The organism is Ensifer sp. 4252 (assembly GCF_050434565.1).
In the GTDB taxonomy this organism is placed as follows: Bacteria; Pseudomonadota; Alphaproteobacteria; order Rhizobiales; family Rhizobiaceae; genus Ensifer.
Map to the genome: position 1 here is coordinate 716,040 of NZ_JBNDIU010000001.1, position 24,686 is coordinate 740,725.

Here is a 24,686-nt window from a genome sequence, read left to right on the forward strand (position 1 = left end):
GGGGATGTAATGGCCGAGATGACAGACGAAGACGTCAAGACGACCTTCGACCCGCTGCGTCCGCGACTGATCCGCATTGCCTATCGTATGCTGGGTTCGGTCAGCGAGGCCGAGGATATCGTGCAGGAGGCATTCCTGCGCTGGCTCGACGCCGACCGCGTGGCCGTCAAGGAACCATCGGCGTTCCTGCGCCGGGTCGTGACACGACTTTGCCTCGATCAGTTGAAGTCGGCAAGGCGGCGGCGCGAAACCTATCTCGGGCCGTGGCTGCCGGAACCGATCGTCGAGGAGAGCGACGACCTTGACGACATCACCCTGCCGCTGATGATGGCGTTGGAACGCCTGTCGCCGCTCGAACGGGCAGCCTTCCTGCTGCACGATGTTTTCGGCGTCAGCTTCGATGAAATCGGCGAGACGATCGGCCGCAAACCGGCAACCTGCCGCCAGCTCGCCAGCCGCGCCCGCGTCAATATCCGCAATGCCCGCCGCCGCTTTGCAATGCCACGGGAACGAGGCCTGGAAATCGCCTCCGCCTTCTTCGCGGCGTCGCGTGGCGGCGACATGCAACAGCTTCGTTCCTTGCTTGCGACCGAGGCGATCGTCTACGCCGATGGCGGCGGCAAGACGGTGGCACCAAGACGGCCGATCGTCGGCCTAGACAAAGTGATGAAGCTGCACGCCTCGCTGGCGCTGATCTTTGCCCAGACGATGTCGCGGCTCGTGCGTTACGATTTCATCAATGGGCTGCCCGGTTTCATCACCATCGAAGATGGGGAGATCCTGCAGACCACTGCCCTTGAGATCGAGCAGGATCGGATCACCGCCATCTACGTCACCCGCAATCCGGAGAAGCTTAAACATCTCCCGGAAACGCTGCGACATTTCGGCGGCCATGCCGTTCACTGAACGGCAAATGGCCGCGCCCTGACCGTCGCACTCCAACGCGCAGTTGCTGGAGCCGACAGCTCGCGACCCTGACCAATGCTTCAGCAAGCCTGCCACGCGCCGACGGCGCGCGCCTTTGCTCGCGCGACAAATCCAACACCAAAAACCAATGGAGACCGAACCATGAGCAACACATGCATCGCCGTCATCTACCACAGCGGCTACGGCCACACCGCACGACAGGCAGAAGCCGTCAAAACCGGCATCGAGCGGGTCGACGGCGCGCAATGCCTGCTCTTGACCGTTGAAGAGGCGCCGGCGCGCTGGAGCGATCTGCTCTCGGCCGAGGCGATTATCTTCGGCACCCCAACCTATGTCGGAGGCCCATCGGCCGCATTCAAGTCTTTTCAGGAGGCAAGTTCAAACGCAGTTATGGCCAAAGGTTATCTCTGGAAAAACAAGATCGCCGCCGGTTTCACCAATTCGGGAACCGCTTCCGGCGACAAGCTCGCGACACTGATGCAGCTCGCGCTCTTTGCTGCCCAGCACGGCATGCACTGGATCAATCTTGATCTGCCGCCGGCCAATCACTCCACCACCGGATCGCCTGATGATCTCAACCGGCTGGGTTTCTGGCTGGGCGCCGGCGCGCAGTCGAACATCGACCAAGGGGCCGATCTGGCGCCGCCGCAATCCGATCTCGCCACCGCAAGGCATCTCGGCCAACGCGTGGCCGAGGCGACGCTGCAGTTCGTGCGTGGCAGAACGGTCGAGCAGGCGCCTGCCCTCCCCGCGTGGAGAACGGCAAGCGACCGATAGAGGCGCGATCAGAGAAAGCCGATCCAGCGCCCGGCCAGAAGCGCGCCCAGCCACGCTGTCAACGAGACCGCCGCCGAGACACGAACGCGTCGTGAGACCGGGCCGCCATTTACGGCGGCCCGCCAGGCGCCGCCCAGATGCACACTGACAGCATTGGCGGCGCCGGCCCCGAGCAGACCGATCTTTGCGAGGAACGCAGCGTTCGTGGCATAGGCCGCCGGCCGAACGCTAAAGAGGCAGAGACCGGTCACGATCGCCAGGCACAGACCGACCGCGGCCGCGCGTGACAGAAACGGCCCAAGCACTTCAAGCGAGGTGTTGCCGAAGAAACCGAGCAACCGCAAATCCAACGGCACGATCGCGCCGATCAGAAGCGCGATCGCCAGTATGTGGGCCGCGTTGACGACGAGGTAGAGGATCGCGGATCGCCGCATCGCCGATGCCAGCGGCCACGCGGCGAGCCACTCCAGCAGCTCCGCCGCACTCATCCACCGGTCCGGATACGTTCCGGGTAAATGTCAAAGGTCTTGCCGGCCACCGTCACGCGCACCGCCTTCATGCGCTTCTCGTTCGGGTCGAGCGAGCGATTGCCAAGCGCCACGATCTGGTCGCCAACCTTGGCAACACCTTCGACGAAGCCGGACCGTTCCGTCTGTCTGGGATTGCCCAGCTCAACACGCCAGAGCCCGTCCTTTTCGGTTTCGACCTGAAGCGTCGGGTGCGGCGGCGCCATCGAAATCTCGCGGATCGTGCCGGCGAGTTCGATCTGGTCCGCCTCCGCCCAGGACCAGCCGTGATGGGCGTGGGCGCCTGTGACCAGAAGCAACGTCACCATGCTTCCGACAAGAACGCGCCCAGGAAAGGATGTCATCATCTCCCACTCCCTAATTTGCCTCGGGGCCGCAAGATTGAACCCGAAGCGTCGGATGGGAAAGCATCGCTCGTTCAACAAATCTTGAGCAATCCGGCTGTCAGGCGATGGTGGCATCGCCACGCGCCGCACGGCCGCGAACTGATGGTTGCATTATTCTTGTTCAGCAGCTTACAATTTAGCCATTCTTAATCTCCGGTTGTTATGTCTAGATAAGACGGAGCGAACGCTTGGCGGATGTGCCATGACGGCAATTTGCTGCATGCAATGCGATGACATCGGTTTCCAAACGCACGGAATCCATCGTTGCCGATCGGCTGCTGCCGGTCGATCAGTTGAAGACCGTCTCCGACATGTATGCCGTCGAGATCGTCGACACGACCCACAAGGTGCGAAGCGGCGCACTTGGCTGGGGAGCAGGCAAGGACGCGATCAATGCCGCGCTTTCCACAATCGACGGGCAATGGCGCACCTATGAAGCGACAAGGCTCACGCCGGGAGAAAAGAAGCTCACGGAGACTTTTGACAGAGCCCGCGTCGCAAGCGACGCGTCGATCCGCGGCCTCATGCAGATCATGGAGCAGCAGGACAAGGCCGAGCTCGAACGCTTCGTCGACACCAGGCTCTATGCCTCCGTCGACCCCCTCGCCGCGCCGACAGCGAATTGATCAAGCTGCAGCTTTCCGAGGCAAACAGCGAACTCAAGGCAGCCAGGGCCGAAAAGGACAATCTGGCCCTCTGGCAGACCGTGATCGCCGGCTTCGCCATGGCAATACTCGCAGCAACGGTGTGGTTCGTCATCTCAGGGCTTTTCCGGCCGCTAACGAAGCTGCGCGAAGCCATGCGCCAGCTCGCTGCCGGCAATCTCAAGGCGGCAATCTCAGGCGAAGGGCGCCGGGACGAGATCGGTCAGATGGCCGGGGCCGTTGCCGTCTTCCGCGACAATGCGCTCGAGCGCCAGAGACTGGAGCAGGAAGCCGAGGCAAACCGCTCGCTTTCGGAGCGCGAACGCGAACAGCGCGACGCGCAGAAGGCTCGGGAAACAGCTGAAGTCCAGGCGGCTGTCGAAGCGCTGGCCTTCGGGCTCGGCCGCCTTGCCGAGGGCGACCTTACTTATCGCATCGGCACTGCGCTTGCAGAGCGTCTCGATGCGCTTCGCACCAACTTCAACAGTTCGGTCGGCAATCTCGAGGACGCCCTGCGCTCTGTCGGCGACAATGCCCGCAGCATCAATGCCGGCGCCAGCGAGATCCGCTCGGCGGCGGGCGACCTGTCGAAACGAACCGAACAGCAGGCGGCCTCCGTCGAGGAGACGGCGGCACTCGACCAGATCGCAACGACCGTGGCGGATGCCAGCCGGCGTGCAGAGGAGGCCGGAAACCTGGTGACCAGAACCCGCGGCGCGGCGGAAAAATCCGGCGAGATCGTCGGCAATGCCGTCACCGCCATGAGCGGCATCGAGGCCTCCTCCCGCGAGATCTCCAGCATCATCGGCGTCATCGACGACATCGCCTTCCAGACCAACCTGCTGGCGCTGAATGCCGGTGTCGAGGCGGCCCGCGCCGGCGAGGCCGGTAAGGGTTTTGCCGTCGTCGCCCAGGAGGTGCGCGAGCTTGCCCAACGCTCGGCGCAGGCCGCCAAGGAGATCAAGGTGCTGATTGCCACCTCCGGTGCCCAGGTCAAATCCGGTGTCAACCTGGTCCGCGAGACCGGAACGGCGCTCGAGGGCATCATTGCCGAGGTGCAGGAAATCAGCGCGCATGTGACGGCCATCGTCGAAAGCGCCCGCGAGCAGGCGGCCGGCATCCAGCAGATCAACACCGCCGTCAATTCGATCGACCAGGGCACGCAGCAAAATGCGGCGATGGTGGAGCAGTCGACGGCGGCAAGCCACAGCCTCGCCCGCGAGGCCGGCGCGCTCAACGATCTGCTGATGCGCTTCAAGACCGGCAACGAGCGCCAGGCGCCGATGCATCTCGTGCGCAACGCGTCGGGCGAGCCGCAGGCTCCGTCGCCGGCGCACGGGCTCGGCCGCCGGCTTGCGGCTGCTTATCGCAATCCGGGAGCCGAGCAGGAGAAGGCCGGGCAGAGTTCTGACCGGCATCGTTGACCGATCACCAGTTGAAGCGCGGACCGAAGGGGCCGCGCTTCTTGATGTAAAGGCCGGGCAACGACGCGAAAGGAAGTATAAAGTCTAGTATTTTACTAGCTTATCTTACGTTTTTCACTGCTTTTCGATCTGAGAGGCAGATTTGCTCCAAACGCCCAGCATTAGAAACCGCTATTTCTGTCCCTCGCCACACGCGGCTGCGATATTCCTGACAAGTTGGAACAGGACGCAGCCATGACCACGTCACCCCTCGACGCTACCGCGAAAGCTCTGAACGAAGCGCTTGAAGGCCTGGATCTCGCAGGGCGTCTCGCGCTCGTCGCCGGCCTTGAAGGCCGCGCCGTCTTTACCACATCGCTCGGCATCGAAGATCAGGTGATCACGGCCGTCATCGGCAAGAACCGGCTGGCGGTCGATGTCGCCACGCTGCAGACCGGCCGCCTCTTCAACGAGACGGTGGCGCTGATCGACAAGACGGAAGAGACCTACGGCATCCTGATCAAGCGCTATCATCCGGAAAAGGCAGACGTCGACGCCTATGCAGCGCAATATGGTGCCAACGGCTTTTACGACAGCGTCGAAGCCAGGCATGCCTGTTGTGACGTGCGCAAGCTGAAGCCGCTTGCGCGTGCACTGGAAGGTGCCAGCTACTGGGTGACGGGGCTTCGCCGCGGCCAGTCCGGCAACCGGGCAGCGACCCCCTTTGCCGAGGCAGATACCGAGCGCGACCTCATCAAGATCAATCCGCTGGCCGACTGGGACATTGAAACCATCCGCACCTACGTCGCCACCAACGCCGTTCCGACAAACCCGCTGCATGCGCGCGGCTATCCCTCGATCGGCTGCGAGCCCTGTACCCGCGCCATCAAGCCGGGCGAGCCCGAACGTGCCGGCCGCTGGTGGTGGGAAAACGACGAGAAGCGCGAATGCGGGCTTCACGTCCCGGAGACCGCCAGTTCCATCATCCCGACTTCGAGCAGCGCCGCCTGAGGGCTGGCGCGCTCCTCCCAAGACAAAGATCCTCCCGGAGACTGAAATGCCCCTTACCCATCCGGAAACGGAACTGCACAACCCGCAGAGCACCAAGCCACCGCTTGACCCGCATCTGAAGGCGCTTGAAAACGAAGCGATCCACATCTTCCGCGAAGTGGCCGCCGAGTTCGAACGCCCGGTGATGCTCTACTCGATCGGCAAGGATTCCTCGGTGCTGTTGCACCTGGCGCGCAAGGCTTTCTATCCCGGCCGCGTTCCCTTTCCGCTTTTGCACGTCAACACCGGCTGGAAGTTCGCCGAGATGATCGCGTTTCGCGACGAGATCGTGAAGCGCTACGACCTCGACCTGATCGAGCACGTCAATCCGCGCGGTGCGGCAGAGAACGTCACGCCGTTCAGCCACGGTTCGGCGCTCTATACCGACATCATGAAGACCGAGGCGCTGCGCCAGGCGCTCGACGCCGGCCAATACGACGCCGCCTTCGGCGGCGCGCGCCGCGACGAAGAAGCCTCGCGCGCCAAGGAGCGCATCTACTCCTTCCGCACCCCCGACCACCGCTGGGATCCGCGCAACCAGCGCCCCGAGCTTTGGAACGTCTATAACGGCATGGTGCGTAAGGGTGAGAGCGTGCGTGCATTCCCGCTGTCGAACTGGACTGAGGTCGACATCTGGCGTTACATCCAGGCCGAAGACATTCCGATCGTGCCGCTTTATTTCGCCAAGAAGCGCCCGGTCGTCGAACGCGACGGCATGATGATCCTTGCCGAAGATCCGCGCCTCGAATTGCTGCCGGGTGAAACCAAGCGCGAAGAAGTGATCCGCTTCCGCACGCTCGGATGTTTCCCGCTGACCGGCGCCATCCGCTCCGGCGCCACGTCGCTCGACGACATCATCTCCGAACTCGAAACCGCGACCGTATCCGAACGCCAGGGCCGCGCCATCGACCGTGACCAATCCGGCTCGATGGAAAAGAAGAAACGCGAAGGATATTTCTGATGACCGCACCAGCAACCGCGAATGCCGTTCAGGAAGACGCAGCCGCTCACGTTCTGGCGTTTCCGGCCTTCGAAACGGCGCGCGCAACGCGCGACAGCCGCCCCCTTCGCCTCATCACCTGCGGCTCGGTTGACGACGGGAAGTCGACGCTGATCGGCCGGCTGCTTTGGGACACCAAGGCGGTCAAGGAAGACCAGGCGGCAACGCTGCGGCGCGATTCCAACGGCAAGCAGAACGACCTGGGTCTGCCGGATTTTGCCCTTCTGCTCGACGGCCTGCAGGCCGAGCGCGAACAGGGCATCACCATCGACGTTGCCTATCGTTATTTCTCCACCGACAAGCGCTCCTTCATCGTCGCCGACACACCCGGTCATGAACAATATACCCGCAACATGGCAACCGGTGCCTCGACGGCCGACCTCGCGGTGCTGCTGGTCGACGCCCGTGTCGGTCTGCTGGAGCAGACCCGGCGGCACGCGACGATCGCAACCCTTATGGGCATCAAGCAGTTCGTTCTGGCGGTCAACAAGATCGACCTAACGGACTATGACCGCGCCCGGTTCGACCAGATCAGCCACGAATTTCGTGAGCTTGCGCTGTCGCTCGGCGTGCGCCAGGTCACGGCGATTCCGCTTTCGGCACTAAAAGGCGAGAACGTCGTTTACGACGGCCGCGCTTCGATGCCCTGGTACGAGGGGCCGACGCTCGTCGAAGTGCTTGAACTGGCGACGACACGCTCCTCCCAGACCGTTGGCTTCCGCCTGCCCGTGCAGCGCGTCTCGCGCCCGGGCGAAAGCTTCCGTGGCTACCAGGGAACGGTTGCCGGCGGCGCGGTGAAGCCCGGCGACAGCGTCGTGATCCTGCCCTCGGGCATGGTTGCCAACGTCACCAAGATCGTCACCTTCGATCTGGTACGCAACGCGGCGGTTGCCGGCGATGCCATCACGCTGGTGCTCGACCGCCAGGTCGACGTCTCGCGCGGCGACATGATCGTCGCCATCGACAGTCAGCCGCTGACGGGCCTTGCCTTCGACGCCCATATCGTCGCGCTGCAGCCTGATGGCATCCAGCCGGGCAAGCGCTACTGGCTGAAAAGCGGCAGCCGCCGCCAGCGTGTCCAGGTGCAGCCGGCAAGCCAGCTGGACCTGAAGACGGGCAAGTGGGAGCATGCGGACCAGCTGTCGATGAACGCCATCGGCAAGGTTCACCTTGCCTTCGACGAACAGGCGATTTTCGACCCCTACGAGCAGAACCGCACGACGGGCGCCTTCATCCTGATCGACCCCGACACCAACAACACGGTGGCCGGTGGGATGATCACGGCCAAGCGCTCGGCACTTGGCGGCATCCATACGGAAGATGCCCGCGTGATCCTGTCGCTGCCTGCCGATCTCGCCGATCAGCTTATGGCAACCGAGCTGTTTGCAGGGCGTCGCGAGGATGCCGAAGTGCGTCGCGTCAGCGCTGGCCGGGCAAGCGAGATCATCGACACGATCGACGGCTGATCGCCGATATCCCAAGATCAAAAAGGGCCCACGAGGGCCCTTTTTCGTTTCTGCTGATTTATTTGATGCCTCGCAAGATTGCTCCTACCCCCTCTTCCCGGAACGACCTGCCGCACTACTTCCCAAGCACCGGGAAGGAGGAGCAGCCATGATGCTGGACCATGAACGGGAAGACGTGCCGCGCCGAGGCTTTCTGGGGCGGGCCATGACGATCGAGGCCTTTGCACGAAAGTACCGGCTGGACGCAGAGGAAACAAAACGGCTTCAGAGCCAGTTTGGGCCGACGGCTGGCGAGATCGAACTGCTGCAGACGGCACGGCGCAACGGAATGCCGGAGGAGTAACGCTTCGCGCCGCATCGGCGTGCTGTTGAAATTACGACCGCTGCTCGATGCTCGGAAGCACCATCGTCAGCGGCGCGGGATCCGCGTGCTGCCAAAGCTGGTATCCGACCACGCTGCCGAGGATGGCAGACCATATGGCGATCTCGCGGAATGTGAATATCGGTTCCTTCAACATCTGAGCCTCACTGGGAGAACGATTGTTGAAGATAATATCGCGCTTATTGTTCACCCTGATAAGACATCATTCAATGAACAGGCCGTTTCCAATTGAACAATAGCGATGCCCAACGTAGGCGGGTGCGGCGATGGAGATGCCCCTCACCCGAGGCTTCCGCCATCGCGATAACCATCGGAAAGATGGCCGCACGCGCGACGCCGAAGGCGGGATCGTCCCGAAATGGGACACCTGTCGACATTGCTTCACCTTGATTGGCGGTCGCGAACTACTTGGGTTCAAATTCACCCGGGCATTTGTAAGTTGGCGCGTCGATCATGATGATCGATAGGCCTGTTTCACCGTTTCCGAACGCCGTGGGACAGTCCGCCTGGCCATGGATCCTTTCAGGCTTTGGCCATGCAACAAAAAGGGCCCTTGCGAGCCCTCTCCTGTCATTCGATGCATAGTTGCCGATCAGCGGGTGCTGACCGCGGGCTCGACGTTTTCGTCTTCCGTGCGGCTGGCGAAGTAGTTTGCAAGCAGCGCACCGGAAATGTTGTGCCAGACGCTGAAGATCGCGCTCGGCACGGCAGCCACGGGCGAGAAATAGGCATTGGCCAGGGCCGCGCCGAGCCCGCTGTTCTGCATGCCCACCTCAATCGCGATCGCCTTGCGCTTGGCAAGCGACAGGCCGGCGGCCTTGGCGGCGAAAAAGCCCAGGAGATAGCCGAGGCCATTGTGCAGGACGACGACGGCGAAGATCAGCAGGCCGGAGCTGGCAATCGCGCCCTTGCTGGCGCCGACGACGGCGGCAACGATCAACACGATGCCCGCCACGCTGACCAGCGGCAGTGCCGGCACGGCGGCCTTGACCAGGCCCGGCAACAGCTTCTGCAGGAGAAAGCCCAGCGCCAGCGGCACCAGCACGACCTTGACGATGCTCATGAACATCGCCATCGCGTCAACAGGCAGATACTGGCTGGCAAAGGTCCATACGAGAAACGGCGTAACGACGGGCGCCAGAAGCGTGGTCACGCTGGTGCAGGCTACCGACAGCGCGACATCGCCCTTCGACAGGTACGTCATGACATTGCTGGAGGTGCCGCCCGGGCAGCAACCGACAAGAATGACACCGGCGGCCACTTCCGGTGACATCGGGATGATGGCCGTCAACAGTACCGCCAGCAACGGCATGATCAGAAACTGCGAAATGACGCCGATGCCGACCTCAAACGGGCGCTTGGCGACTTCCTTGAAATCGTCGAGCGAAATGGTGAGGCCCATGCCGAACATGATGATGCCAAGCAGCGTGACAATATAGGGCGTGACCTGCTTGAAAATATCCGGGAAGACGAAGCCGAGAACGGCGAAAAGAATGACCCAGAGCGCGAATGTGCGCCCGACAAATGCGGAAAACGATGCGACAGCCTTCAAAATTTTACTCCTTGGCGTGATGAGGGCTGTCTAGGCGCCGCGACCGGCGGCTTCAACACGCTTCGAACACAAAACTGCCTGTTGTCGCAATTTTGTGCCGATCGCGCCATGACATCAGACACAAACGAGACGCATATGGACATGGGCCGCGTCATGCGGATATCAGGCAGTTCTCACGCGACGACACACAGGATCTCAAGGAGACGAAGATGACCACGGACAAAAAACCGGAGACGACCGTGACCGTCGAAAAGCGCCTGAACGGCAAATGGTGTTTTGTCGTAAAGTATCGCGGCGTCACCCATCCGGCCCAGGGCAACTTCTCCTCGATGCTGCAGGCGCAGGCAATTGGCCAGTCGGTACTGAGGGCCTTGGAAAAACGGGGCTGAAAACGCGGGGTAATCGCATGCCGCTGTGCCGCCACCCAGCGGCACAGTTCGCTTCCACCCTGTACTTGATCGCGCGACGGCGGGGCGCCTGACTGTCCACATGGCCTTGCAGCCGCCATTCCGACTGGAGTTGGTCGCGCAAACGAACGGCCAGCAGCCGCCTGGCGACTACTCCGTCGCCGAGCGAATGATGTTGCAGAGACCGTCGCGCACGATGTCCTTGGAGGTCACTTGCCCGGCCTGGATGTCGAAGATGGCATCGACGCGTGTGCCGGCGCCGCGCTTGCGGGCGACGACCCGCAGCGTCTGGATGCGGCCCGACCCGGTCGTTTCCTGGAATGCGTCGACAGTGCCGAGCGACTTGTTGACCTTGATGCCGGAGAACCCTTCGGCGGCAACGCCCTGGGCAAGCCGCTGCAAAGCGGTGTCGGGTTTCAACTTGGAGAATTCCTGCCAGGTCTTGTAACTGATGGCCGTCACCAGCGGCACCCCGGATACCTTGAAATTCTTTTCGCAGCTCTGCGCCTGTGCCAGTCCGTGGCTCGCCAGAACCAGCGCCGATGCGACTATTGCCCGCTTGATCAACATTCCTTCTCCTCTCGACAACGACGATATAGCGGCCGAAACTACAACCCATAGTTATGATCCAGCAAGTCGAACATCCAGCAATGCACTGATATTCGACGAACGGCGCGATCACGCCTGCGAAGTGCGCGCCGGAAAGGATCGCCGCCGCAATAGAACTTCGAGGAGATATCGAACGGGGCGGAGAGTGGATTAGCGGCCAGCGCCTTCATCAAGTCGTGCGGAGACGAATTTCACAAGCACACGGCTTGCGCGCTTTGAAGGCGTCTGCAATCGGTCCGCACTCAAAACGGGCGGAACAGAATAGGAATTAAGGGATTGATTTAGCTGGTCGGAGTGAGAGGATTCGAACCTCCGACCCCCACGTCCCGAACGTGGTGCGCTACCAGACTGCGCTACACTCCGTGACCAGCGGCGCCTCTATAGAACAGGCATTTGGATTGCACAAGCACCTATTTCGAAAAACCTTCTCGGTCTCACCAAAAAAGCCGGAACAGTGGAAAACCCCGGTCGAAACTGCGATCCGCCTCTTGTCCGACACACCCGTCAGGCACACCAACAATCGACCGAGACTGAAGATGATTGCCGCCGCTTGGAAGGCCCCCCCTGACGGGGATGGCCTGTGTTGATTGCCTGCTGCCTCCGCTGCAGGTCTTTGCCCGCCATTGCCCGTCGCAGCGGCCCGGACAACCTGCTTGATTGCGATGTCTACGACGGCCCGCTGAAGGCGATCGCCGGAAGCGCCACCAAGATCGGCTGCAAGCTGATCGGGGAGTAGACCCACCGGAGCAGCTCTTGCCAGACACAGAGCGCGCCTGCGCAGCAGCAAGAAGCCAGCCTGTCCCTCTGCCCAAAGACTTCGCCCTTCAGGTAACCCTCGCTGCCGAGCGATTCGCACCGCTAAAGACAACGGTTTCCCCTGCCGCAGTGGCACGCGAAGACACCGAGATCTGCCCCAACGGATCACGTTGCCGTGAGGTTTCCGGGGCCAGATAGGGACTTTCTGCAACGCTTCGCATTTTCCTTAAATAGAATGCAGACTGCGGATTTTCTTTGCCGGCTTTTGGCGCTAGAGGCTCAACGGAAAGCGCGCAAACTCAGGGGATTGGGGCCTGCGCGCCACGCCTATTTCAGAACGAGAGCCAAAGGGACGAAAACATGAACTTCCGCATGATGACGGTGGCAGGCCTCGCGCTTGCGCTCGCAGGCTGCACCACGACGACGGGGATTTCCAGAAATGCGGTTGAATCCCGTTGGCTCGGTCAGCCGGCCGGCGGCTTCTTCGCCCAGTATGGTCCTCCCCTCTCCGACGTCGAAAGCGGCAGCTCCACCGTCTACAACTGGAAGGGCGGCTACAAGACTCGCAAGGTTCCGGCCCAGTACGAAACCGGCAAGGACGGCAAGCGCGGTAAGCGTATCTCGTCGGCCCGCACGGAATACCTGAGCTGCTCGGTGCAACTCACCGTCTCGTCGGACTACGTCATCCGTTCGATCCGTCTGGTCGGCGACCACAAGCGCGCCGGCGGCCCGAGCTGGTGCGAAGAATTCCTCGGCGGCGCCAAGGCGGAAAAGCCGGCTGCACAGGCAAGCTGATACCCAGCACATTCAAAGACGGATAGTCGAGACCCGCCAGCGTCCGTTGGCGGGTTTTGTGTTTCGGCAGCGGATAAGCGGAACGGCCGGAGTGAGCGACTGCCGCAACGCGTCGGTATTGATGGTCGAACAGCGCATGGCCGATTGATCTATGCGGAAACAACCCTGGCTGTTCTCGGCGTGGGCCATCTGAGAACATAGACGGGCGCCAAGCCGCTGCGCTGCTTTTGGAAGGTGTAGATCGCGAGGTGCCACGGCGACCCGTGCAACCGACGGTCAACGCGATGACCGCGGCGTGGAAGAAGCGTCGGACCTGAAGAACGAAGCCCGCCGATTTTCGTCGGCGGGCTTCGTTTTTAGACGTTCTTCAAATTCTCGAGTTCGGGGAACGGATACCATTGCAGCAACGGCATGCCGCAGGCAGAGGCGTTCGGGTTTGCGCTTACCGCGCGCGATCCTATTAGCCGAACCGAAATCGTTGAGCGCCCTGTATAGTCTCCCGTAGCATTCTTGGTATTCGCCCTCACGCAAACCAACTGAATCTTGCCGTTCGGCGTAGCGTCCGTGACACTCGAAATCTCCGCATCGCGCACGGAGTATTGATCAATCAGGTAGTCGCGCGCGCCTTTGACTATACTCTGCTTTATGGCGGCAGACGGCTCGCGCTGCGAGGCCATGACCCTATCGACTTGTTCTTGTGACACGCAACCGGACAACGCCAGTCCGCCGATGGCAAGTATGAGCAGTTTGTTTTTCATGGGGGTTCTTCTTATGCGGGGTTACTGACCCGCAACCCTAGTTATGAGGAAGTTGGGTTGCAAGTAAGGTGTTGGCGCCACCGACAACCCAAGATGACAAGACGATTGACCCCGAATGTCCTGCCAGGGGCTGTATCTGTTGTTAAAATAGGAATGGCTGGGGCGCCTGGATTCGAACCAGGGGATGGCGGTACCAAAAACCGCTGCCTTACCGCTTGGCTACGCCCCAACGGAATTGGCGAGAAATAGACTCGCCAAATCGAGCGCCTGATTAGCAAAGCTCGTGCCGCGTCACAATGATTAAGTTTGTGGTTCGAGCGGTTTTGTTGGGCTTTGTATGTCAGCATACACTTCGCCCCTGGCGAAACACCAGCGCCCGGCACCGTAGCGCCCTTCCCTTCCCGTTCGTCCCCTCCTATTGTCCGACGCAAATGGAGACCCCTATGAGCCAGTTTCGCGCCCGCCCGCCCGCCGTGCCCAGCATTCTTGTCGACGACGCGGTGGTGCGCATTACCCGATGGGATTTCGAACCCGGCGCCGATACCGGCCATCATGTCCACGGTCTGGGTTATGTCGTCGTGCCGATGACCGATTGCCAGTTCCTGCTGGAGGAGGAAGGCGGCAACCGCCGGGTGGATATCGCCAAGGGGGCCGCCTATCGGCGCGAGGCTGGCATGGCGCACAATGTCATCAATGCCGGTAGCGAACCGATGTCGTTCATCGAGATCGAATACAAGTGAAGGCCAGGAAGCGACGCATGCAGGGTCCCGACTTCGATCTCGACTTCAAGCCGGCGCATGGCGAGGCGGTGACCGTTGCCGACGGCGTACAGCGCATCACCGTCAACAATCCCGGCCCTTTCACCTTTCACGGCACCAACAGCTATATCGTTGGCAATCGCTCGGTGGCGGTGATCGATCCGGGCCCGGACGACGAGGCGCATTTCCAGGCGCTGATGACGGCGCTGGAGGGGCGCGAGGTTACCCATATCGCCGTCAGCCACACCCACCGCGATCATTCGCCACTGGCGCGGCGGCTGAAGGCCGCTACGGGCGCCGCAATCGTCGGCGAAGGCCCACACCGTGCCGCCAGACCTTTGCATGAGGGCGAGATCAACCCCTTTGCCGAGAGTTCCGATATGGATTTCGCGCCGGACATCATCCTTGCCGATGGCGGACGGATCGAAGGCGACGGCTGGGCGCTGACGGGGCTCGCCACCCCCGGCCACACCGCCAACCATATGGCGTTCGCGCTCGACGGCACCGGCACGGTCTTTTCCGCCGATCACGTCATGGCCTGGGCGACGACGATCGTCGCCCCGCCGGACGGCGCCATGGCAGACTACATGGCCTCGCTGGAAAAGCTGCTGACGCGCGATGACCGGCTCTATCTGCCCGGCCACGGCGGGCCCGTCATCGAGCCGGCCTCGTTCTTGAGGGGGCTGCGCGCCCACCGCCGCATGCGCGAGCGCGCCGTGCTCGAGCGCGTCCGCGCCGGCGACGGCAAGATCCCCGACATGGTTAAGGTTATCTATGCCTCGACCGACGCGCGATTGCATGGCGCAGCCGCCCTCTCCGTGTTGGCGCATCTTGAGGACCTGGTCGAACAGGGGCGCGTTGAGACCGATGGGCCGCCTTCCCTTTTCGGCGACTATCGCCTGACGCCGGGAGGGGCCGGCTGAAGATGCGGCGGCAAGCCCACAGCTACCGCGACGACCCGTCGGTACCGCGCTTTCCCGACGATCGGCCGGTGATCGTCTTTGACGGCGAATGCATCTTCTGCTCGGGCTGGGTGCGCTTCATGCTGCGCCATGACCGGCAGGCGCGCTATCGTTACCTGACGGCGCAATCACCGCTCGGCCAGGCGCTCTACCGGCACTACGGTCTCGATACCGAGAACTATGAGAGCAACATCTTGATCGAGAACGGTGTTGCGCGCTTCAAATCGGACGGATCGATCCGCACGCTTGCGGGCCTCGGCCTGCCATGGTCGCTGGTAAATGTCTGCCGTGTCCTGCCTGCTGCCCTTCGCGACCCGCTCTACGATCTCGTTGCAAGGAACCGCTACCGGATCGCCGGGCGCCGCCAGACCTGCATGGTACCGACCGCGGAAGAGCGCGACCGTTTCATCGCTTGAGACGCACGGTGCTTTGACTGATCAATCGCCGGCGATGCCGAGCAGCTCCGCATCGAGCGCCCGCAGGAACTGGTCGGCGAAGGCGGCGGCGATCCCGAGGTCGTGCTGGCCGTAGCGAGACGCGACACGCAGGTCGACGAAAGTCGTTTCCGCTTCTTCGCGCAGGCGGATCAGCACATCGAAACGAAAACCGGCAATCAGGGTACGCCATTCTCCCTGAAGCACGACATCGCTGGAACGCCGTCCCGGAATGGCGCCTTCCAGCGCCAATTCCGGCCGGGATTCCGGCACGGGTATGTTCTCCGGTTCAGCGGTGGCGTCTGCGCCGGCATTCGGCCGGACCGCCAGATCTTCAAGATCAGCGCGTGTGTTTTCGACGCCGAGTTCCTGCGTGACGCCGACACGCGTTTTCTCGACGACATTGCGCACACCCTGGAAAACGCGGTCGAGCGCACCGTCGTATCGTCGTCCGGTCAGGCCGGGATAGGCGATAATCTGTGCTTCGCGATCTTCGGGCGTCACAGCCGGATTGCGCTTCAGCCAGCTTTCTTCAGTCTGCGGCACCTTCAGCCAAGGTGGGGGCGTCACTGTGTCGGTGCTGACATCGTAGATCGCCGGTCGGGTCAGGTACTGCGCGACGCCGAAACCGATGAAACCGAGCGGCGGCGCGGCATAGACAAGGGCCGAGGCGGAGGCAATGCCGCCGATCGCGGCAACTTGCCAAAGTCGAGCGAGCCCCACCACGGCAAGCAGGACACCGAGCAGCGCAAAGGCACCGGAAAGCCCGACCAGTCCAAGGAAATGCGGCGTCGTCAACGGGCCGAACCGGTGCGCAGCCAAGGACAGGACGAAGATCGCAAAGGCTATGCGGGCAAAGCGGCGCGCCCAATGGGCGGCGTAGGAATAGGGGCGCTCGTACCGGACCATCATATAACGGAATCAATCCCCTGCATCGAAACAGACCAGCATTCTTAGACCATGGCCGGGGCCGTGAAAACAGGCAATAGGATGCGGCTGGAGACCTGTGCCGAGCGCCGGCAGTCACCTGCCGCAAAATCGCCATTCTCGTTAACCACCTATCAGACATCAGGAATATGCCCGCACGGCGGCAAAGACCGCAGTGGATCATCAACCGGAGGCAATGGCCGACGCCTGGGAACGGATCCAGCACGGCAAGATGGAGAGACATCATGGTCGCATCGCAAGCAGCCGTGGCAACAGCCACCCACGCAGCACCGCCTCCGCCGGCTGACGCCGGCATCCCAATGGCGCTGCTGGAGCTGGAGCTTTCCCTCGACGGTTTCTCCGGAAGCAAGGACGATTTCACCGCCTTCATCCGCACGGTGGCCGACAATGTCGGCGGCGAATTTCTCTTTGCCTTGCCTGCCTCCGGCCTGATCGACGATTGCCTGAGCATCGCCGTCCTTCGTCTCGGCGAGACCAAGGGCGACGCGTCGCCAATCCTGTTCGTCTGCCTGGAGGAAGAGGGCTCGACGATCCGGCTCGAGCACCCCGGCGAGAACACGCAGGACCTGAAAAGCTTTGCCGAATCCTTTGTCGGCGTGCTTGAGAGGATGTGACATCCGGGCTTACGGAAAACAGATTGACGGCCGCCTGCCGGCTGTCCCATCATGCCTCCATGCGATTGAATCGTGAATGCGAAATCCGTGTCGTGCGTTTCTACCTTAGGCGCAGAGTTGGGCTTGTGGCTGCGCCGAAGCCTCGACCCGCGATTGCACGATCCACCCTACCGATCTTTACGGCCATACCCGAAAAAATCAGGGTGGACACAACGGCCCGCCATGCGGCAGAGCTCTGTCCTGCAGGCGGCGGTAAAGACCTGAGCGACGCGGTGTGCCCAACAGCCTTCTGACAAGGATGCGGTTCGGGCACAAGCAAAGCCGATCTTTTGCCGAGCCGATCTGCATCCGCTCAGGAGGCATGAATACAATGAAGACCAAACTGCTGACCCTTGCCGCCATCGGGCTCTTGCTTGCGGCCTGCCAGACGATGACGCCCGAAGAGCGGCGCGTCGCCGACGGCAACACCTGCGCCTCCTACGGCTTCCGGCGAGGCACCGATGCGTTCGCCACCTGCCTGCAGCGCATCGAGCTTGACCGCCGCGCAGAGGCGCGCAGCTTCCGCTACGACAATGATATGATGATGTGGGGCTGGAACCGGCCGGTCGTCATTGCCCGCCCGGTTATCGTGCAGGCCAGGTAACTCTGAAACGAGATACCTACAGCGCCGCACGTCTTATTAGACGCGCAAAGGTCGCTGTAGCACTTTGAATTGCTGCATGTTCCTTAAATCGAACACGATTTAAGGAACATGCAGCAGCCCCGGACACATCTTGGCCCGGGGCGTTGACGTTATGGCCGGCATCGATGCCGCCTCACGCCTTGCCGTTGATTGCCGCCTGCGCGGCGGCGAGCCGGGCGATCGGCACGCGGAAGGGCGAACAGGAGACATAGTCGAGGCCCGCTTCTTCGCAGAAGCGGATCGAGGCCGGATCGCCGCCGTGTTCACCGCAGATGCCGAGCTTCAGGCCGTTCTTGGTCCGGCGTCCGCGTTCCGCGGCGATCTGGATCAGTTCGCCGACCCCGTCGAAATCGAGCGAGACGAAGGGATCCTGCTCGATGATACCCTTCTGCTGATAGGTCGCCAGGAACTGCGAGGCGTCGTCGCGCGAAATGCCGAATGTCGTCTGGGTCAGGTCGTTGGTGCCGAAGGAGAAGAAGTCGGCGGCTTCGGCTATCACGTGGGCACGCAGGGCGGCGCGCGGCAGCTCGATCATCGTGCCGACGAGATAGTCGATGTCGATCCCGGCTTCGCCGATCACCGCCTTTGCCACCGCATCGATGCGTTCCTTGACGTAGTCGAGTTCGGCACGCAAGCCGACGAGCGGCACCATGATTTCAGGCACGACCGGAGCACCGGTTTCGCGAGCGGCTTCGACCGCCGCCTCGAAGATGGCACGAGCCTGCATCTCGGCGATTTCCGGATAGGAGATAGCCAGACGGCAGCCACGATGGCCGAGCATCGGGTTGAACTCGTGCAACTGGTCGACGCGCTGGCGCAGGGCCGACGGATCCAGCGACAAAACGCCGGCAACGTCAGCGATTTCCTCATCCGTCTTCGGCAAAAATTCGTGCAGCGGCGGGTCGAGTAGCCGGATCGTCACCGGCAGGCCGTGCATGATGGAAAAGAGTTCGACGAAGTCCGAGCGCTGCATCGGCAGCAGCTTGGCAAGCGCCAGGCGCCGGCCGCCTTCGTCTTCCGCCAGGATCATCTCGCGCATCACATTGATGCGGCCATCCTCGAAGAACATGTGCTCGGTACGGCAGAGACCGATGCCCTCGGCGCCGAAGGAGCGCGCGGCGCGCGCATCGGCCGGCGTTTCCGCATTGGTGCGTACCGTCATGCGGCGGCTGGCATCCGCCCACGCCATGATCTTCCCGAAATCGCCCGACAGTTCGGGCTGAAGCATGGCGATCGCGCCCTTCAGCACCTGGCCGGACGAGCCGTCGATGGTGATTATGTCGCCCTTCTTCAGCGTCACGCTCGGCGTGATCAGCAATTCGTTGCGCAGATCGACACGGATGCTGCCGGCACCGGAAACGCAAGGGGTGCCCATGCCGCGCGCGACCACCGCGGCGTGGCTGGTCATGCCGCCGCGCGTGGTCAGGATGCCTTCTGCGGCGTGCATGCCGTGGATGTCTTCCGGGCTGGTCTCGATGCGTACGAGGATGACCTTGCGGCCTTCCTTGTCGGCCTGGACGGCCTCTTCCGAGGTGAAGACCATCTCGCCTGTTGCAGCCCCCGGCGAAGCCGGAAGGCCGGAGCCGATGATATCGCGGCGCGCATGCGGATCGATCGTCGGGTGAAGCAACTGGTCGAGAGAAGCCGGATCAATGCGGGCGACCGCCTCGTTCTTCGAGATCAGCCCGTCCTCCGCCATGTCGACGGCGATCTTCAACGCGGCCTTGGCCGTCCGCTTGCCGGAGCGCGTCTGCAGCATCCAGAGCGTGCCGCGCTCGATGGTGAATTCTAGGTCCTGCATGTCACGATAATGCCGCTCGAGCTTGTCGCAGATCGCGCGGAACTCGGCAAAAGCCTCCGGCATCAGCTTCTCAAGCGACGGCTTGTCGGAGCCGGACGCAATGCGGGCGGCCTCGGTGATGTTTTGCGGCGTGCGGATGCCGGCAACCACGTCCTCGCCCTGCGCGTTGACGAGGAACTCGCCGTAAAGCTCGTTCTCCCCGGTCGAGGGGTTGCGGGTGAAGGCGACACCGGTCGCCGACGAATTGCCGAGATTGCCGAAGACCATCGCCTGGACGTTGACCGCGGTGCCCCAGGCCGCCGGGATGCTGTGCAGATGGCGGTAGGTGATGGCGCGCGGGTTCATCCAGCTGGAGAAGACGGCGCCGATGGCGCCCCAGAGCTGGATTTCCGGATCTTGCGGAAACGGCTCGCCGAGCGCTTCCTCGATCGCATCCTTGTAGCGAGTGATGACATGCTGCCATTCGACCGCGGAAAGCTCGGTGTCCTGCTCGTGGCCGAGGCGGGCTTTCTCGTCTTCGAGGATTTCCTCGAACACGTCATGGTCGACGCCCATGACGACGTCGCCATACATCTGGATGAAGCGGCGATAGCTGTCCCAGGCAAAGCGCGCATCGCCGGCGTCGTGACCGAGCGCATGCACAGACTGATCGTTGAGGCCGAGATTGAGGACTGTGTCCATCATCCCCGGCATCGAGGCGCGGGCGCCAGAACGCACAGAAAGCAGCAGCGGACGGTTGGTGTCGCCAAAGACCCGGCCGGTGACGTCCTCCATCCGGCGAATGCCTTCGCGGACCTGATCGCGCAGGCCCTCGGGCATTTCGCGGCCATTGTCGAAATAGCTGTTGCAAGCATCGGTGATGATGGTCAGCCCCGGCGGCACCGGCAGGCCGAGACTGCACATTTCGGCAAGGTTCGCACCCTTGCCGCCCAGCCGGTCACGATCACCCGCACGCCCTTCGGCCTTGCCCCCACCGAAGGTGTATACCCATTTCATCATGCCTGCTCTCCACCCAGAAACAGTCTTTTATGACGATTTACAGTATATGCTTCAGCCTGGAAATGCACCCGCCGAAGATTTATGCTGCATCGCATCATTTTTCCGACTACCGAACGCACCGCGGCGGAAGACGAGGCTCAGCGGATCGTCGCTCGAACCATCTCCCCTTCAATGCGAACCTGTGGCTTCGCACCGGGGATCGCCGTTCGCGAACTGTCAATCCAGGAGGCCGTGGCCGTCACCCGATAGTCGATGAAACTGGCGGCATCGAAGCCGAGGTGAATGTCGAGCGCCTTTCCGGATATCTCCACGGTCTCGGACTGCCGGGTCTTCTCATAGATCAGCCGCACCCGCAGGGCGTCCACATCGAGCCTGACCTGTCCGACGTGGCCCTCGATCGAAACATCTGCTGCCTTGCCTTTGAGCGCGACACTCGAAAACTCACCCTGAAGCGTGGCTTGAAACGCCGGTTGCTGCACAGAGATGGACGCTCCTTTTTTCAGGTTGGCGCGAAGCTCGGTCTTGCACTCCTTCAGTTCCGGCCAAGAGGGCGCTGCCACATCGACGTAAAGGGTTGAACCTTCGACGCGCATCCGGGTTTCCGTTAGGCAATCGCTGTAAAACCAGCTGGAATAGAAGGCTGCGAACCACCCGGACCGCCTACTCTCGACCGAGGCGTTGTAGGGCAAGGCATCGTTGCTGGTGAGTTCGATTGCGCTTGCGTCACCCGTCGCGACGATCGCCGTGACACTGGTGATATCGATGTCCCTCGCCGATGTCTCGGCGTTGCTCGCCAGGGCGACGAGAAGGATGGGGGCGAGAACCATTGCTGGCGGTCCGATCAACATTTGACGCTCCATTCGTTGGGTCTGGCACCATCGCCGGACAGGAATAGCTCGCCTGAAATCGATATCGGCCGCGACCTTGATCGCGTTTTGGGTCGACCATGAACGCAATCAAGGGCATCATCCTGACGTTCGCTCCTACCTCCCTTCCGAAGAATTCACCTGCTCATGCTGTTTGTGCCGCTCCCCTTCGTCGTTTCCCTCCTGCTGATGATCGTGATTGTCCGGATGCTTTGGCAACGCGATGAGACCATGACCTTCGAGCAGCGCCTGTTCCTGCTGCTTGTCAGCGCCTATGCGCTGCAATCCGTGCTGATCGGCGTTCGGTGGGGCTACGATATCCGCGCCATACTGCCGGCGCAGGCGATGCTTGCGACGTTCAATGCGGCGCTCGCATGGGTTTGCTTCAGCAGCCTTGCAAACGACGGGTCGCCACGCATGGGGCAAATCGCCTGGCACCTGCTGCCCGCACTCATCGTCGGGGTAATGATGTTTGCCTGGCGCGATGCAGTCGGCACGGCGATCATTCTGTTCTTTCTCGGCTACGGGTTTGCCCTGCTCTGGCTTGCGCGGCTGGGTCCGAACGCACTGGTCGCCTCGCGCCTCGATGGCGTGCTTAGATCATACCGCTCGCTGCAGTTCACCGGATGGGCGCTCGTCGCCTCGGCTCTCAGCGACGTCGCCATCGGCCTCGACCAGACGCGCTATGGTGGCGCCTATTCCGGCGCGATCGTTGCAGCAGGCAACGTGCTCGCCCTGCTCATTCTCGGCACCGCCGCGTCGATCGCCAGCTTAGACGCATCCACAGACAGCGAACGGCAGGGCGCGGCGCCTTTGCCGGAAGAGCGCACTGCGACCGAAGAAGATGCCGAGATTGTGCGGAGCGTCGACGACCTGATGCGCAGGAAAGCGCTCTATAAGGATCTCGAACTCAACCTCTCGCGGATCGCCCGCAAACTCGGCGTGCCGGCACGGCGGATTTCCAACGCCATCAACCGGATCCACGGCATCAGCGTCTCGCAATATGTCAACAACTATCGGGTCGAGGAAGCCTGCCGGCTGCTTTCGGCGACCGACGAGGCAATCACGCAGATCGCCTTCGAGGCCGGTTTCCTGACGAAATCGAACTTCAACCGCGAATTCCTGCGCGTCACCGGCAAGAGTCCTTCCTCCTGGCGCGAACAGCAGCGCGTGCCCGAATTTCGGAACGCCGCTTAGAGCCAAGCCGACGTGTGGCGCTGACGGCTGACACCGTCGGTTCATGACTGCACATTGCAGCATCCATCATCGACATCTAATGTTATGAGGCGATGAGGGGCACATCGGCGAATATCCCATCATGGCGAGCCGTTTCAGTCCTGTAGGCTTGGAGGGCAGGTCATGAAATGTCGTGCGATGCTGAGCTTTTCGGTGCTTTCGTTTCTGGTGCTGTTGTTTGCGGCGAACTCCGTGTTCGCCGACAATGGCGGCAAGCGGCTGGCGCTTATCGTCGGCATGAGCAATTACACGATCGCGGGAACCTTGCCGAACGCATCCCGCGACGCCGAAGCTTTCAGCGGCTTCCTGAAGAGCCAAGGTTTTGAAGCGGATCTGGTGCTGAATGCCGATCGCAAGAGCTTTGCCGAGGCGCTGTCGCGCTTCGCCCGCAAGACCGGGCCGCAGGACATTGCGCTGTTCTATTTTGCCGGCCACGGCATGCAGCTCCATGGCGAGAACTTTCTGATCGGCACGGATGCCAGGCTCGAAAGCGAGTTCGACGTGCCGGCGGAAACCGTGGCGCTGTCCGAGATCATCAATGCACTCGAAAAACGCGCACGGATATCGCTGGTGTTCCTCGACGCCTGTCGCAACAATCCGCTTGCCAACAAGCTGAATGTCGACGTCGATGGCGCCACGCGTGGGGGCGCTACCCGCGGACTTGCGCCGATCGAAACGCAAGGTTCCGGTACGCTGGTCGCTTTTGCAGCCGCGCCGGGACAGGTCGCAGCCGACGGCACCGACGGGCACTCACCGTTCACGCGTGCGCTGATTGCCAATCTGTCCGGCCCCGGGCTCGAGGTCGGCACTGCCTTCAAGCGTGTGGTTCGCGACGTGCGCAAGGATACGGGCGGCAAACAATCGCCGCAGATCCTTTCGTCCCTGTCGCTGGAATTCTACTTCGGACCGGAGGAAACGGCTCCGCAGACCCAGGCGGCCCTGCCGGTGCTACCGGTGCCAGCCACGGACCCCGAAGCACTTGAGGCGGAAAAGGATTTCAAGAAAGCTCTCAGGGTCGGAACGCCGCGGATCTGGCACTTCTTCGTCGAGAAGCATCGCTCAGGCGAATACGCCGAGCTCGGACGCCAGACGCTGGCGCAGATCGAACCCGCAGGGGTGCGTAACCAGTCTCATCTGCCGCAGTCCGTCGAAGCGCGGCTCTTGCCGGACAAAGACCAGCGACGCAACGTCCAGCTGGCACTCGCCGCCAAGGGATTTGCAGCTGGCGTAGCCGATGGCGTTTTCGGCGGACAGACGCGAGAAGCGATCAAGCTCTTCCAGAGCACCAACCGCCAACCGGCCAGCGGTTTCATCACTGAACGCACGGCAGAAACCCTCGGCATAAAGGTCAATGACAGTTCCGAGGGCATCTATAGCTCGCCGAAAGCCCGCCGGTATGACGTTGCCAACCTCGAGGGCCTCGAAACCGACAAGCGCGTGCTGGAGGCGCTGACCTGCCTGCGCCACTTCGAGACGGTCTATGGTGTGTTCGGCGGGCACCTCTATGTCGCCGTCAGAACGGGAACGATCCTGGCGGTGTATGCGCGGGGGATCGCCAGCGGCTGCGGTGCGCACCTTGCAGCGATTTCTTCAGAGGAAGAGAACGCCTTCGTCGCATCGCTTTTCAATGCCGACCAGAGCTTCTTTCAGGTTGGCTACGACGCTTCAGGAAACGTCAGCTACAAGATGGGTCCCTGGATCGGCCTTGCGCAAGATCCGCAAGGAAAGGAGCCGAGGGGCGGCTGGCGGTGGGACAACGGCACGGCGTTGACCTACACGAAGTGGTTCGCCGACATGCCGAACGAAAACAAGAAGGGCGACGATATCGGCATGTACTACGCCCATCGCCGAGGCAAAGTCGACACGAAGTCCGTTTACGTCGACATGTGGGACGATATGGGGGCAACCGACGGAACGGGTGGTCTCATTCTCGAATTCGACTAACCG

Annotated in this window: 26 protein-coding genes, 2 tRNA genes and 1 pseudogene; 18 read left to right on the forward strand and 11 right to left on the reverse strand. The window is 62.1% G+C overall.

Annotated elements, in window-relative coordinates:
- The first annotated feature begins 9 nt into the window (after positions 1-9).
- Positions 10-906, forward strand: a complete 897-nt coding sequence (locus ABIE33_RS03580) for a sigma-70 family RNA polymerase sigma factor (RefSeq protein WP_429121469.1) — start codon at positions 10-12, stop codon at positions 904-906.
- Positions 907-1,068: 162 nt separating this feature from the next.
- Positions 1,069-1,704 carry a flavodoxin family protein gene (locus ABIE33_RS03585; RefSeq protein ID WP_429121471.1) on the forward strand — a complete coding sequence of 212 codons (636 nt, stop codon included), beginning with the start codon at positions 1,069-1,071 and terminating at the stop codon, positions 1,702-1,704.
- Positions 1,705-1,712: 8 nt separating this feature from the next.
- On the opposite strand, the gene ABIE33_RS03590 is transcribed toward ABIE33_RS03585, so the two are convergent.
- A complete protein-coding gene (locus ABIE33_RS03590) occupies positions 1,713-2,192 on the reverse strand; it encodes a DUF2214 domain-containing protein (RefSeq protein WP_429121473.1) in 480 nt (159 codons plus the stop codon).
- Positions 2,189-2,578 carry a DUF6152 family protein gene (locus ABIE33_RS03595; protein ID WP_429121476.1) on the reverse strand — a complete coding sequence of 130 codons (390 nt, stop codon included), beginning with the start codon at positions 2,576-2,578 and terminating at the stop codon, positions 2,189-2,191. Before ABIE33_RS03595 ends, ABIE33_RS03590 begins: the two co-directional genes overlap by 4 nt.
- A gap of 269 nt (positions 2,579-2,847) precedes the next feature.
- Here ABIE33_RS03595 and ABIE33_RS03600 point away from each other — a divergent pair, with 269 nt between their 5' ends.
- The 6 genes and pseudogenes from ABIE33_RS03600 (at position 2,848) to ABIE33_RS03625 (ending at position 8,523) form a co-directional block, all read left to right on the forward strand.
- Positions 2,848-3,243, forward strand: coding sequence for a hypothetical protein (locus ABIE33_RS03600; RefSeq protein WP_429121479.1), 396 nt, complete (start codon positions 2,848-2,850; stop codon positions 3,241-3,243).
- A 77-nt stretch (positions 3,244-3,320) separates the two neighbouring features.
- Positions 3,321-4,685, forward strand: a pseudogene (locus ABIE33_RS03605) (methyl-accepting chemotaxis protein); the annotation flags it as partial.
- 234 nt (positions 4,686-4,919) lie between these two features.
- Positions 4,920-5,675: a phosphoadenylyl-sulfate reductase gene (locus ABIE33_RS03610; RefSeq protein ID WP_429121481.1), complete on the forward strand. Its 756-nt coding sequence runs from the start codon at positions 4,920-4,922 to the stop codon at positions 5,673-5,675.
- 46 nt (positions 5,676-5,721) lie between these two features.
- Entirely contained in the window at positions 5,722-6,675 is a 954-nt protein-coding gene (gene cysD, locus ABIE33_RS03615) for a sulfate adenylyltransferase subunit CysD (protein ID WP_429121484.1), read from the forward strand.
- The gene (gene cysN, locus ABIE33_RS03620) at positions 6,675-8,180 is read left to right on the forward strand and encodes a sulfate adenylyltransferase subunit CysN (protein WP_429121487.1); all 1,506 of its coding nucleotides are present in this window, start codon (positions 6,675-6,677) and stop codon (positions 8,178-8,180) included. Before cysD ends, cysN begins: the two co-directional genes overlap by 1 nt.
- A 148-nt stretch (positions 8,181-8,328) precedes the next feature.
- Complete coding sequence (locus ABIE33_RS03625) at positions 8,329-8,523, forward strand: hypothetical protein (protein ID WP_429121489.1); 195 nt, start codon at positions 8,329-8,331, stop codon at positions 8,521-8,523.
- Between the two features lie 31 nt (positions 8,524-8,554).
- Here the strand turns inward: ABIE33_RS03625 and ABIE33_RS03630 are convergent, their stop codons facing one another.
- Positions 8,555-8,698 (reverse strand): hypothetical protein, encoded by a 144-nt coding sequence (locus tag ABIE33_RS03630; protein WP_173419267.1) that lies wholly within the window; start codon positions 8,696-8,698, stop codon positions 8,555-8,557.
- 456 nt (positions 8,699-9,154) lie between these two features.
- The gene (locus ABIE33_RS03635; RefSeq protein WP_429121492.1) at positions 9,155-10,114 is read right to left on the reverse strand and encodes a bile acid:sodium symporter family protein; all 960 of its coding nucleotides are present in this window, start codon (positions 10,112-10,114) and stop codon (positions 9,155-9,157) included.
- Between the two features lie 209 nt (positions 10,115-10,323).
- On the opposite strand from ABIE33_RS03635, the gene ABIE33_RS03640 reads away from it, so the two are divergent.
- On the forward strand, positions 10,324-10,503 hold the full coding sequence (locus ABIE33_RS03640; protein ID WP_429121494.1) for a hypothetical protein: 180 nt from the start codon (positions 10,324-10,326) through the stop codon (positions 10,501-10,503).
- Positions 10,504-10,671: 168 nt separating this feature from the next.
- Here the strand turns inward: ABIE33_RS03640 and ABIE33_RS03645 are convergent, their stop codons facing one another.
- Both ABIE33_RS03645 and ABIE33_RS03650 read right to left on the reverse strand, forming a co-directional pair.
- On the reverse strand, positions 10,672-11,091 hold the full coding sequence (locus ABIE33_RS03645) for a hypothetical protein (protein WP_429121497.1): 420 nt from the start codon (positions 11,089-11,091) through the stop codon (positions 10,672-10,674).
- 325 nt (positions 11,092-11,416) lie between these two features.
- Positions 11,417-11,493 (reverse strand) — tRNA-Pro (locus ABIE33_RS03650).
- Between the two features lie 250 nt (positions 11,494-11,743).
- Between ABIE33_RS03650 and ABIE33_RS03655 the strand changes: the two genes are divergently transcribed.
- Together ABIE33_RS03655 and ABIE33_RS03660 are read left to right on the forward strand one after the other, a co-directional pair.
- On the forward strand, positions 11,744-11,866 hold the full coding sequence (locus ABIE33_RS03655) for a hypothetical protein (RefSeq protein ID WP_429121500.1): 123 nt from the start codon (positions 11,744-11,746) through the stop codon (positions 11,864-11,866).
- Between the two features lie 380 nt (positions 11,867-12,246).
- A complete protein-coding gene (locus tag ABIE33_RS03660; RefSeq protein ID WP_429121502.1) occupies positions 12,247-12,681 on the forward strand; it encodes a hypothetical protein in 435 nt (144 codons plus the stop codon).
- Between the two features lie 356 nt (positions 12,682-13,037).
- Here ABIE33_RS03660 and ABIE33_RS03665 read toward each other — a convergent pair whose 3' ends face one another.
- Positions 13,038-13,439: a hypothetical protein gene (locus ABIE33_RS03665; protein ID WP_429121505.1), complete on the reverse strand. Its 402-nt coding sequence runs from the start codon at positions 13,437-13,439 to the stop codon at positions 13,038-13,040.
- A gap of 154 nt (positions 13,440-13,593) precedes the next feature.
- A tRNA-Gln gene (locus ABIE33_RS03670) sits at positions 13,594-13,668 on the reverse strand.
- 214 nt (positions 13,669-13,882) lie between these two features.
- On the opposite strand from ABIE33_RS03670, the gene ABIE33_RS03675 reads away from it, so the two are divergent.
- Genes ABIE33_RS03675 through ABIE33_RS03685 form a run of 3 tightly spaced genes read left to right on the forward strand, consistent with a single transcriptional unit; the run spans position 13,883 to position 15,575 of the window.
- Positions 13,883-14,179 (forward strand): cupin domain-containing protein, encoded by a 297-nt coding sequence (locus tag ABIE33_RS03675; RefSeq protein ID WP_429121507.1) that lies wholly within the window; start codon positions 13,883-13,885, stop codon positions 14,177-14,179.
- Between the two features lie 17 nt (positions 14,180-14,196).
- Complete coding sequence (locus tag ABIE33_RS03680; RefSeq protein WP_429121508.1) at positions 14,197-15,120, forward strand: MBL fold metallo-hydrolase; 924 nt, start codon at positions 14,197-14,199, stop codon at positions 15,118-15,120.
- Between the two features lie 2 nt (positions 15,121-15,122).
- A complete protein-coding gene (locus ABIE33_RS03685) occupies positions 15,123-15,575 on the forward strand; it encodes a thiol-disulfide oxidoreductase DCC family protein (protein WP_429121510.1) in 453 nt (150 codons plus the stop codon).
- A gap of 21 nt (positions 15,576-15,596) precedes the next feature.
- Here the strand turns inward: ABIE33_RS03685 and ABIE33_RS03690 are convergent, their stop codons facing one another.
- Positions 15,597-16,505 (reverse strand): DUF1499 domain-containing protein, encoded by a 909-nt coding sequence (locus ABIE33_RS03690; protein WP_429121513.1) that lies wholly within the window; start codon positions 16,503-16,505, stop codon positions 15,597-15,599.
- A gap of 260 nt (positions 16,506-16,765) precedes the next feature.
- Here ABIE33_RS03690 and ABIE33_RS03695 point away from each other — a divergent pair, with 260 nt between their 5' ends.
- The gene (locus ABIE33_RS03695) at positions 16,766-17,155 is read left to right on the forward strand and encodes a hypothetical protein (RefSeq protein WP_429121516.1); all 390 of its coding nucleotides are present in this window, start codon (positions 16,766-16,768) and stop codon (positions 17,153-17,155) included.
- Positions 17,156-17,516: 361 nt separating this feature from the next.
- Entirely contained in the window at positions 17,517-17,798 is a 282-nt protein-coding gene (locus tag ABIE33_RS03700) for a hypothetical protein (protein WP_429121519.1), read from the forward strand.
- A gap of 172 nt (positions 17,799-17,970) precedes the next feature.
- On the opposite strand, the gene ppdK is transcribed toward ABIE33_RS03700, so the two are convergent.
- Positions 17,971-20,637 carry a pyruvate, phosphate dikinase gene (gene ppdK, locus ABIE33_RS03705; protein WP_429121521.1) on the reverse strand — a complete coding sequence of 889 codons (2,667 nt, stop codon included), beginning with the start codon at positions 20,635-20,637 and terminating at the stop codon, positions 17,971-17,973.
- A gap of 137 nt (positions 20,638-20,774) precedes the next feature.
- Entirely contained in the window at positions 20,775-21,485 is a 711-nt protein-coding gene (locus ABIE33_RS03710) for a hypothetical protein (protein WP_429121524.1), read from the reverse strand.
- A gap of 165 nt (positions 21,486-21,650) precedes the next feature.
- Here ABIE33_RS03710 and ABIE33_RS03715 point away from each other — a divergent pair, with 165 nt between their 5' ends.
- Both ABIE33_RS03715 and ABIE33_RS03720 read left to right on the forward strand, forming a co-directional pair.
- Positions 21,651-22,700: a helix-turn-helix domain-containing protein gene (locus tag ABIE33_RS03715; protein WP_429121526.1), complete on the forward strand. Its 1,050-nt coding sequence runs from the start codon at positions 21,651-21,653 to the stop codon at positions 22,698-22,700.
- A 162-nt stretch (positions 22,701-22,862) separates the two neighbouring features.
- On the forward strand, positions 22,863-24,683 hold the full coding sequence (locus ABIE33_RS03720) for a caspase family protein (RefSeq protein WP_429121529.1): 1,821 nt from the start codon (positions 22,863-22,865) through the stop codon (positions 24,681-24,683).
- Positions 24,684-24,686: the final 3 nt, after the last annotated feature.

Bases quoted from the DNA above. Each gene is read 5' to 3' on its own strand.
- ABIE33_RS03580 (WP_429121469.1), top strand. From the start codon at position 10: ATGGCCGAGATGACAGACGAAGACGTCAAGACGACCTTCGACCCGCTG.
- ABIE33_RS03585 (WP_429121471.1), top strand. From the start codon at position 1,069: ATGAGCAACACATGCATCGCCGTCATCTACCACAGCGGCTACGGCCAC.
- ABIE33_RS03590 (WP_429121473.1), bottom strand. From the start codon at position 2,192: ATGAGTGCGGCGGAGCTGCTGGAGTGGCTCGCCGCGTGGCCGCTGGCA.
- ABIE33_RS03595 (WP_429121476.1), bottom strand. From the start codon at position 2,578: ATGATGACATCCTTTCCTGGGCGCGTTCTTGTCGGAAGCATGGTGACG.
- ABIE33_RS03600 (WP_429121479.1), top strand. From the start codon at position 2,848: ATGACATCGGTTTCCAAACGCACGGAATCCATCGTTGCCGATCGGCTG.
- ABIE33_RS03610 (WP_429121481.1), top strand. From the start codon at position 4,920: ATGACCACGTCACCCCTCGACGCTACCGCGAAAGCTCTGAACGAAGCG.
- cysD (WP_429121484.1), top strand. From the start codon at position 5,722: ATGCCCCTTACCCATCCGGAAACGGAACTGCACAACCCGCAGAGCACC.
- cysN (WP_429121487.1), top strand. From the start codon at position 6,675: ATGACCGCACCAGCAACCGCGAATGCCGTTCAGGAAGACGCAGCCGCT.
- ABIE33_RS03625 (WP_429121489.1), top strand. From the start codon at position 8,329: ATGATGCTGGACCATGAACGGGAAGACGTGCCGCGCCGAGGCTTTCTG.
- ABIE33_RS03630 (WP_173419267.1), bottom strand. From the start codon at position 8,698: ATGTTGAAGGAACCGATATTCACATTCCGCGAGATCGCCATATGGTCT.
- ABIE33_RS03640 (WP_429121494.1), top strand. From the start codon at position 10,324: ATGACCACGGACAAAAAACCGGAGACGACCGTGACCGTCGAAAAGCGC.
- ABIE33_RS03645 (WP_429121497.1), bottom strand. From the start codon at position 11,091: ATGTTGATCAAGCGGGCAATAGTCGCATCGGCGCTGGTTCTGGCGAGC.
- ABIE33_RS03660 (WP_429121502.1), top strand. From the start codon at position 12,247: ATGAACTTCCGCATGATGACGGTGGCAGGCCTCGCGCTTGCGCTCGCA.
- ABIE33_RS03665 (WP_429121505.1), bottom strand. From the start codon at position 13,439: ATGAAAAACAAACTGCTCATACTTGCCATCGGCGGACTGGCGTTGTCC.
- ABIE33_RS03675 (WP_429121507.1), top strand. From the start codon at position 13,883: ATGAGCCAGTTTCGCGCCCGCCCGCCCGCCGTGCCCAGCATTCTTGTC.
- ABIE33_RS03680 (WP_429121508.1), top strand. From the start codon at position 14,197: ATGCAGGGTCCCGACTTCGATCTCGACTTCAAGCCGGCGCATGGCGAG.
- ABIE33_RS03685 (WP_429121510.1), top strand. From the start codon at position 15,123: ATGCGGCGGCAAGCCCACAGCTACCGCGACGACCCGTCGGTACCGCGC.
- ABIE33_RS03690 (WP_429121513.1), bottom strand. From the start codon at position 16,505: ATGATGGTCCGGTACGAGCGCCCCTATTCCTACGCCGCCCATTGGGCG.
- ABIE33_RS03695 (WP_429121516.1), top strand. From the start codon at position 16,766: ATGGTCGCATCGCAAGCAGCCGTGGCAACAGCCACCCACGCAGCACCG.
- ABIE33_RS03700 (WP_429121519.1), top strand. From the start codon at position 17,517: ATGAATACAATGAAGACCAAACTGCTGACCCTTGCCGCCATCGGGCTC.
- ppdK (WP_429121521.1), bottom strand. From the start codon at position 20,637: ATGATGAAATGGGTATACACCTTCGGTGGGGGCAAGGCCGAAGGGCGT.
- ABIE33_RS03710 (WP_429121524.1), bottom strand. From the start codon at position 21,485: ATGTTGATCGGACCGCCAGCAATGGTTCTCGCCCCCATCCTTCTCGTC.
- ABIE33_RS03715 (WP_429121526.1), top strand. From the start codon at position 21,651: ATGCTGTTTGTGCCGCTCCCCTTCGTCGTTTCCCTCCTGCTGATGATC.
- ABIE33_RS03720 (WP_429121529.1), top strand. From the start codon at position 22,863: ATGAAATGTCGTGCGATGCTGAGCTTTTCGGTGCTTTCGTTTCTGGTG.